Source organism: Hyphomonas sp. (genome assembly GCF_040882205.1).
Taxonomy (GTDB): Bacteria; Pseudomonadota; Alphaproteobacteria; order Caulobacterales; family Hyphomonadaceae; genus Hyphomonas.
The window spans coordinates 1-3,259 of sequence record NZ_JBBEBT010000210.1 but is presented as its reverse complement, the minus strand read 5'-3'; the positions used below and the strand labels follow the sequence as shown (position 1 = coordinate 3,259).

5 protein-coding genes are annotated in these 3,259 nt (G+C 60.6%); 4 read left to right on the top strand and 1 reads right to left on the bottom strand.

Annotated features, from left to right (window positions below; translation table 11 throughout):
* The first annotated feature begins 5 nt into the window (after positions 1-5).
* Together WEA77_RS08730 and gspN are read left to right on the top strand one after the other, a co-directional pair.
* Positions 6-797 carry an enoyl-CoA hydratase/isomerase family protein gene (locus WEA77_RS08730; RefSeq protein WP_368067485.1) on the top strand — a complete coding sequence of 264 codons (792 nt, stop codon included), beginning with the start codon at positions 6-8 and terminating at the stop codon, positions 795-797.
* Positions 798-902: 105 nt separating this feature from the next.
* Positions 903-1,694 carry a type II secretion system protein N gene (gene gspN, locus WEA77_RS08725; protein ID WP_368067483.1) on the top strand — a complete coding sequence of 264 codons (792 nt, stop codon included), beginning with the start codon at positions 903-905 and terminating at the stop codon, positions 1,692-1,694.
* 2 nt (positions 1,695-1,696) lie between these two features.
* On the opposite strand, the gene WEA77_RS08720 is transcribed toward gspN, so the two are convergent.
* Positions 1,697-2,053: a helix-turn-helix domain-containing protein gene (locus WEA77_RS08720; protein ID WP_368067482.1), complete on the bottom strand. Its 357-nt coding sequence runs from the start codon at positions 2,051-2,053 to the stop codon at positions 1,697-1,699.
* Between the two features lie 291 nt (positions 2,054-2,344).
* On the opposite strand from WEA77_RS08720, the gene WEA77_RS08715 reads away from it, so the two are divergent.
* Positions 2,345-2,710, top strand: a complete 366-nt coding sequence (locus WEA77_RS08715; RefSeq protein WP_368067481.1) for a hypothetical protein — start codon at positions 2,345-2,347, stop codon at positions 2,708-2,710.
* A 283-nt stretch (positions 2,711-2,993) separates the two neighbouring features.
* Positions 2,994-3,259: arylamine N-acetyltransferase (locus WEA77_RS08710; RefSeq protein ID WP_368067484.1), on the top strand; the 266-nt coding region annotated here is incomplete at its 3' end.

The following is a 3,259-nucleotide window of genomic DNA, read 5'->3' as shown; positions in this document are numbered from 1 at the left end:
CGAGACTGCTAATCGAAGCTCGGGGACCCGTGGAATGGGTAACACTCAACCGGCCGGGCGCCCTGAACGCTCTGAACCCCGCGATGATCGAAGACCTGCGCGACTACTTTCTAGGCCTCCCGGACCGCAAGGACGTACGGATCGTCGTCCTGCGCGGCGCTGGGCGTGCCTTCTGCGCCGGTCTCGACCTCAAGACCGAATCTTACGCCGACGACACCGCGTCCGGCGGCGGCGTGCAGCGCGGCCTGAAGACCCAGCACCGCATTGCCGAGATCGTGATGGCCATGCGCCGGTGCCCGCAACCGATCATCTCGCTGATCCATGGCCCGGCCTGCGGCGGCGGTTTCTCCCTCGCGCTTGCCTCCGACATCCGCATTGCCGGCGAGAGCGCGAGAATGAACTGCGCCTATATCCGCATCGGCCTCGGGGGCTGCGATATCGGCTCGTCCTATTTCCTACCGCGCCTGGTCGGCGCCTCGCTGGCGGCTGAACTGATCCTCACCGGCAAATTCATCAATGCGGAGCGCGCTCTCCGCGCAGGCCTCGTCGCGCAAGTCGTTGCGGATGCAGAGCTTGAAGCCGCCGCGCAGGAAGACATTGACCTGATGCTGACCACTTCGCCGCTGGGCCTGCGCATGTCGAAGGAAGCACTCAACATGAACCTCGACGCCGGCGGCATCGAAGCGGCCATTGCGCTGGAGGACCGCAACCAGATCCTCTGCGCTCAGACCGAGGATTTCCGCGAAGGTCTGAACTCCTTCCTCACCCGGCGCCCGCCGGTGTGGAAAGACGCCTGACACGCAGCCGGGCCTGCAGTTTCGATTTGACCGGATGGAAGCGGATGTTGTCTTATTTTCCCCTGAAGGCGCCGCTTTGCGGGCCCGCACCGGAGTCGTGACAAGATGATCCGCTTTCTGTTCGTGCTGATCCTGCTGGCGATTGCCGGCATAGCCGGGCTCGCTTTCGTGCCGCTTGCAACGGCGCTGAACCTCTCCGGCGCATCTGACAATGGCGTCGAATGGACGGGCTCGCGCGGCTCGATCTTCAGCGGCGGCCTCGACAACCTTACGGTCAACGGAACCAATTATGGAAACGCAGACCTGACGCTAGATCCGTCCGCCCTGCTCGACGGGACGCTTCAGTATGCGGTCGAATGGTCTGGCTCGCATGGCAAGGGCACCGCCAAGGTTTCAGTGGATTCCGGTCAGACGGTCACGCTTATGGACTATGTGATCAATCTGGACCTTCAGGACTATGAGCGTGCCGCGAAATGGATCCGCCAGACAGGCGGCACCGTGAAACTCGAAGGCCCGGCCATACAGTTCAAGGGCAGCGAATGCGTGGTGGCCGAAGGCGTTGCCACCAGCGATGTGCTCGACCTTAACCGGGAGGTACTCGGATCCGGCTGGAGCGACCTGCGCGGCAATATCTCTTGCGACGAGGGTAAACTGCTTGTGCCGCTGGAATCGGAAAACGCCGCCGGGACCCGCTTTTCCTCTTTCCTCCGCGTCGCGCCGGGATCGCCCGGGAAGTTCGAAGCGCGTATGTCGGGGCGCATCTCCCGTGCCCTCCGCTTTGCGCTGCCGCTTGCAGGTTTTGCGCGGGACGGCGAGGATTTTGTCTACATTCCCAGGGCCGCACCGAAGGCGCCAGCACAGCCTGTCGCCGAATTGCTGCGCGCCGTTCCTGATTAAGTTCAGCTGCGGTCGAGTAGCACGTCGATGGTAATGTCGAGCGCTTCGGCGAGGCGTTTGGCTGATTTCAGACCGTATGACATGCCGCGTTCGATTGCCGAGATATGGTTAGGCCGGATGCCGCTGCGCTCGCCAAGTTCGCGCTGGGTCATCAGCCGGAACTGACGGACCACCCGTACTGTATTTTCCCCGTCACCGATCCGTTTTAGCAATGCTGCCGGAAGCGGCGCCGTACTGCCCGCCATGCCGCTCCTGCGGCCCGACAGGGAGGTCTCGAGTTGCTTCTCGAGCACCTCGACCTTGCGTTCCAGATCCAGCACCCGGATCTCGAGGTAATAGATAAGTTTCGGATCGCCCATAAGACCTGCCCCGGTTGCAGGTCTCCAGCTTTAGAGGCCTTCTGAAACGGTTCGGTGTCGGAGAGGTCACAGTTTTGTGTCGCTAGCCCGCCTTGGGCTGTTCAATGGTGCCCGCCACAGGACTTGAACCCGTGACCCTCTGTTTACAATTATGTTTGTAGACAGATCGCTGGTTTTCGAAGGTTTTTGCATCCCGTCGCCGAAGACCTACAGGTATCTGTATATATACAATATAAGGGCCTTTTTCCACGTCGCTGCTGATCGCAGGCGCTTGCTCCTGTCCGGACTATTTTGCAGGAATTTGCAGGACATTTCACAATAGCGAGCCGGTTCAAACCCTTCATTGATGTCGATGTCTCGCGCCTGGCAGAAAGCGCTTTTGGCGGCGGGGTGACTGCCTTGGTCCAACGCAGCGGCGTTGGGTCTTGGTTGCGCTTGGCGATAATGAGTGTTCACAATGGGTTCCATGAAGAGACGATGCGAGCCTTCGAATTGATGGGGACATACCAGAATCACCCCATGGATTTCGCGGATGCATCGGTCATCACCGCCGCTGAAACGCTCGGCACTCGCAGAGTGTTTACGCTGGATCGAAAAGATTTCGAGACCTATCGCATTAAGCGCGGGCACCGCCTCTATCCCGTGGAGATCGTATAAGGGGTGAGATCGATTGACGACGCTTTCCGGCGAAGCCCGGCTTGGTGCCGGCGACGCCGGCGACCGACACGAATGGATTGACCTCGCCGGTTGCCTGCAGCGCTGATCAGAGCCGACCTGGCCCGAAGCGGACATTGGCCGAAACGCAGGTAGCATCGCCTTGAACGAGGGGCTACTGGGGCTCAGACCAGCCCCGATGCGCACCGAGACGGCCAAAGACCGCGTCATTGACCGCTTTTTGCGCCGGTGATACCGTTGCGCACGGCGAAATAGGTAGTTTCAAATTTCTATCCCCGGCGCCCCCGAACTAGCGATAGCAATAGGTTCCAACGAGATACTCGACCAGTATCTGGAGGCGCTCGACCTAAAACCACAGCGCGCGGATTTCTACTTCCTGCGCGAGATCGTCCAGCGTCACGTTGCACGACTGGCCTTTTGCAGCGTAGGCCCACGACTGGGTGACGCACTGCCGCTGGACGTCGCCTCGTTGCACGATCGCATCGTGGTACGGCGCCGCGGTGGATACTGCTTCGAGCACAACGGACTGTT

Bases quoted from the DNA above. Each gene is read 5' to 3' on its own strand.
- gspN (WP_368067483.1), top strand. From the start codon at position 903: ATGATCCGCTTTCTGTTCGTGCTGATCCTGCTGGCGATTGCCGGCATA.
- WEA77_RS08720 (WP_368067482.1), bottom strand. From the start codon at position 2,053: ATGGGCGATCCGAAACTTATCTATTACCTCGAGATCCGGGTGCTGGAT.